The sequence below is a fragment of the Nocardia sp. NPDC003693 genome (genome assembly GCF_053981095.1).
The window spans coordinates 12,958-17,522 of sequence record NZ_JBSFNO010000056.1; the positions used below are offsets into that span (position 1 = coordinate 12,958).

Below are 4,565 nucleotides of genomic sequence, written 5' to 3' on the forward strand. Positions count from 1 at the left end.
GAACCGACAAACTAGAACGTGTTCTAGTTTGACTATACGTGGCTGTCGCGCTGCCGGACAAGCTGAGCCTCGAGTCCGGCGATCAGCACGTCCATGGAGAAGTCGTAGGAGTATTTCCCACGCAGGTCGCCCATATGCTTCATGGCCCGTTCGACGGCCTCGGGCAGCACCCGATCCGCGAGTGCGCCGTGATCGCGCGGGTTCACCTTCCCGCGGCCGAACAGGTAGGTGTGGATGGTCGCATACGAGGACAGCACATTGCGCTCGTCGAATCCGGCGTCGAACAGGATTTCCATCACGGCCGCGATGAGGTCGAGCTGTTTGCCGAGCATCTGCTCGATGAGCACATCGCCGAGCCCCGGGTGCCTGCGCAATTTCTCGTCGATCTGGTCGATGAGGTCACGCAGGCGCATTTGCCAGGTGCCGAATTCCGGTGGGGGCTTGCGTACTCCGGTGAGCGCGGCGGTCGCGACGAGATCGAGTAGCTCGCGTTTGTCGGCGACGTAGTAATAGGGGGCCATCGGGGAGACACCGAGTTCGCGGGAGAGCCGCCGCATGGAGAGTTTCTCCACCCCGTCCTGTCGAACCACGCGCAACGCGGCTTCGACGATCTCCGATTCCGAGAGGGTGTTGCCGCCCCCGCCTGTCTGCATGCGCCCGACTCCCATACCACCTCGACCACCGTGGGCCCGGAATTTCCGACCCTGCCTGTTACCTGCCGCTTTTCCTGTTTTTCGCAGGCGCGTCAGCCATCCCGCAGTCTAGAGCGCCGTCCGGCGCGGTGGTCCGGCCCCGGGAGACGCGATGAGGAAAACGGACTATCCGGAGAGCGGCGGCGCGCCAATCATGATTGCCAACTGTGTGCTGGCCTAGCATTCTTGGAATGCGCCATGATCGTCTTCCCGATGGTTTCGGGGTGCGGATCGATCCCAGGGTGCGCACTTACTCCGGTGGACGGTTCCTGGTCGGTGGCTCACCGACCCGAATGCTCCGCCTCGCACCGGAGGCTGCGGCCATGATCGGTGACGGGTACCTCGAGGTGACAGACCCTACGTCCGCTCGAGTTGCCAGACGTCTGCTCGATTCCGGGGTGGCGAATCCGCGTCCGCGCCTGCTGCCTTCGCTCGAGGACGTCACCGTCATCGTGCCCGTGCACAACGATCCGGAGGGACTCGCGCGCCTGCTCACGGCGCTGCGCGGCTACACCGTGATCGTGGTGGACGACGGTTCCGACAAACCCGTGCGCATTCCGGTCAACCGGGCCCATCGCTGCCGGGTGACCGTGCTGCGCCGGGACCGACGACGCGGCCTCGCGGCCGCTCGCAACTTCGGATTACGCTCGGCCGCCACCGAATTCGTGGCCTTCCTGGATCCGGACGTGGTACCGCGCACCGGCTGGCTGGAGGTCATGCTCGGTCATTTCAGCGATCCCAAGGTGGCCCTGGTCGCCCCGCGGATCCTGGCCATGGATCCCGATTCCACGCTGCTGGCCCGCTACGAGCACACCCGCGGTTCGGTGCACCGGGGCCGTCGTGAGTCCGCGGTGCAGGCGCACGGCGCGGTGCCGTACGTGCCGAGCACCGCGTTGCTGGTGCGCAGGCTGGCGCTGTTGTCCGAGGGCGGATTCGACGAATCCATGGCGGCCGGCGGCGATATCGACCTGTGCTGGCGGCTGGACAGCGCGGGCTGGCGCCTGCGGTACGAACCCGCCGCCCGTGTCGCGCACAGCAATCCGGTGTCCCTGCGAAAGTGGTTCGCTCACAAAGTCACCCATGGCACCGGGGTGGCGCCGCTGGGCCGGCGGCACGCGGGAATGGCCGCGCCGCTGTCGATTCCCATCTGGACCGCGGTGGCCGCGCTGCTGTTCGGGACGATGACCCGCTGGGGTGTGCTGGGCGGGGCGCTGACCCTGGTCGCCACGCTGTTCCGACTACGCAGAGTATTCGCGGATCTCGACAATCCGACCCGGGTGGCGGCCATATATATGGCGCGCGGCTTCTCCGGCGGTCTCTGGCGTTTGGCTTCCTCCCTGTGCCGGCACTATTGGCCGGTCACCCTGCTCGGCATGCTCTGCTCGCGCCGTATCCGGCATCTCGCGATCACCATCGCGGTGGCCGACGGATTGGCCGACTGGTTCATTCACCGCGAGTCCGGCAGCCTCGATCCCGCCCGCTACGTGGCCTGCAAGACCCTGGACGACGTCGCCTACGGCACCGGTCTGTGGTGGGGTGCGGCGCGTTTGCGCAGCGCCGCGGTCCTGCGGCCCACCCTGCCGCCCAACTGAATTCCCACCCCGTACCCGCGCCCGGCCGGCCGTGCCGCCAGGCGCCGGACGCGGGTGCGGATCCCCGCCGCGCACCGCGCGGCGGTCCCGGACAGCGCGCGTGCGCGTCCCTTCCCGTACCGCCCGCAAACGGCCCGTTCCCGTAGTTCGAGCACCGCGCCGGCCTCTGCGCCCGCGCGCCGAAATCCTCGCAGAGCCTGCGCTTACACCGTGAGGTGTGCGCCCGACGGGCATACCCGACTTGGCGAGGGTCACATTTCGCGAGGCTCGGATTCGGGTGTGACCTGCGGGACAAACGAACGGCTTCGTACTTCGGTTCGGATCGCCGTCGGTACTCTTTGGTTCGGGAAAGAAAGGCAAATGGTTAGCAATCTCGCAGGTGGGAGCAGTCCGCAGCACGGCGCCGAGCCGGGCACTCAGTTGGGTGCGCTCGAGGCCTATGCCGCGCAAGCCCACGGATACCTCAGTGTGGGCGGCGACCAGCTCGGTCAGCTACCGGGTCTGTTGCGACCCATGGTGCTGGAGTCGTGGTTGCGCAGCCTGCGCGGCGGGGTCGATCCACTCGATGAAAACGACGGCCGCGGACTGCGCGGAGCCGATCTCGAACGCTATCGCGACGCGCATCCGATCGCGGCGGTCATGCCGCTGGTCGACAAGCTGCTGCTGCGCGATGCCACCAGCACGGGCCTGATCGTGGTGGTGGCCGACCAGTTCGGCCGGGTGCTGTCGGTGCACGGCAATCCCGACCGGGTGCAGGCGGCGTCCGAGGCGGGTGTGCGCGAGGGCAACGATCTGAGCGAGCGCCGGGTCGGCACCAACGCGGTGGGTCTGGTGGTGCGCACCGGGCGCGCGGCCTGGATTCACGGCCCGGAGCATTTCCTGCATCGCATGCATCAGATCACCGGAGCCGCTGCGCCCGTGCATGATCCGGACGGCCGGTTGGTCGGCGTGCTGATGATCGCGGGCGGCGTCCGGGTGGCGCGGCCGGAGATTCTGGCGCTGGTGAAGGCTGCGGCCACGGCCATGGAGATGGATCTGCTGCTGGCCGCGGTGCGATCGGGCCAGGATCGCCGTGCCGGGGAGGCGCCGGTGCCCGAGCGTCTCGGACTCGAGGTGCTGGGGCTGGGACAGCCGCAGTTGACCGTGGCCGGTGAGCGAGTTCCGCTGTCGCAGCGGCACGCCGAGATTTTGCTGCTGCTGGGCGAGCATCCCGAGGGCCTGTCCGCGGATCATCTGGCGCTGCTGCTCGACGACGCGGATCTGGACAACGCCACGATTCGCGCGGCCATGTCCCGGTTGCGCTCGGTGGTCGGTCCCAATGTCTTCGGCTCGCGCCCCTACCGGCTCCGGGTGCCGATCGCCACGGACGTGGAGGCGCTGCGCGCCGCACTCGATTCCGGGGACGTGGACTCGGCGGTGCGGCTGTATTCGGGCCCGGCGCTGCCGCGGTCGAACGCTCCTGGAGTTATAGACATTCGCGATGAATTGCGCGTGCGGTTGCGGACCGCCGTGCTGCGTTCGGGTGAAACCTCGGTGCTGAGCCGATGGACCGCGTGTGCCGAGGGACGCGACGATGCGGCCGCGTGGGCGGCCTATCGGGCCACCGTGGACCGCGATTCACCTCTGTATGCGCAGATCGAGGCGAAGATTCGCGTGCTCGATCGCCGCCTCGGTGCGGATGCAACGCAGATGCAACGTTTCGACTCATAGTCTTCGCATTCGAAAGTGCCCTCGGTCACACCTGGGCCTTGTCATGTGGTTGCACCCACATTTATCGCGGTCGCCGCGTAATCTCCGGAACCAACTAGACGCTCGTCCAACTTTTTTCGGGCAAAAAGTTCCGTTTTATTCACGTACCGCCTAGTCTTCGCAATGCATGGACGGCAAGTGTGATGCAGGCGACAACGCGAGGTTCGCGACAGGTCGCGGTACGCATCGCTCGGCGGTGAGTTGGAGGAGATCGGCAAGCAGTACACCCACGATGTGAACGGCCGTCTCGCCGTCACATCCCGAGCGCGGATCGCGGGGACCGCGATCGGTTCGAGCGCTAGTTGAAGCACGCGCGTACACGTCGGGAAAGACGTCGCGCATTCGTCGAATCACCCAGGAGCAGTGCGAATTTCGCGGCTTCGGGCATCGGATCCTCCGGTACCCCAGGCCTATTTCGTGCTGCCCGGAAACCCGTTCGGCCGCATGGCGGGCAAGTTTGAAGAAGGAGGCTCTGGTGCAGGGTACGGAGTTGGGGAGTATCGGTGGAGACAACGCGTCGCGAGGCGATGCG

The 4,565-nt window shown here is 66.9% G+C and carries 3 protein-coding genes; 2 read left to right on the forward strand and 1 reads right to left on the reverse strand.

Annotation, left to right across the window (positions count from 1 at the left end; all coding sequences use genetic code 11):
- Positions 1-32 precede the first annotated feature (32 nt).
- Positions 33-653: a mycofactocin system transcriptional regulator MftR2 gene (mftR2, locus tag ACWDOP_RS36210; protein ID WP_454201665.1), complete on the reverse strand. Its 621-nt coding sequence runs from the start codon at positions 651-653 to the stop codon at positions 33-35.
- A 230-nt stretch (positions 654-883) separates the two neighbouring features.
- On the opposite strand from mftR2, the gene mftF reads away from it, so the two are divergent.
- Entirely contained in the window at positions 884-2,284 is a 1,401-nt protein-coding gene (gene mftF, locus ACWDOP_RS36215; protein ID WP_454201666.1) for a mycofactocin biosynthesis glycosyltransferase MftF, read from the forward strand.
- A gap of 360 nt (positions 2,285-2,644) precedes the next feature.
- Positions 2,645-3,994, forward strand: coding sequence for a GAF domain-containing protein (locus ACWDOP_RS36220; protein WP_454201667.1), 1,350 nt, complete (start codon positions 2,645-2,647; stop codon positions 3,992-3,994).
- Positions 3,995-4,565 lie beyond the last annotated feature (571 nt).

Coding starts and splice junctions, on each gene's coding strand:
- mftR2 (WP_454201665.1), bottom strand. CDS start 653: ATGCAGACAGGCGGGGGCGGCAACACCCTCTCGGAATCGGAGATCGTC.
- mftF (WP_454201666.1), top strand. CDS start 884: ATGCGCCATGATCGTCTTCCCGATGGTTTCGGGGTGCGGATCGATCCC.
- ACWDOP_RS36220 (WP_454201667.1), top strand. CDS start 2,645: ATGGTTAGCAATCTCGCAGGTGGGAGCAGTCCGCAGCACGGCGCCGAG.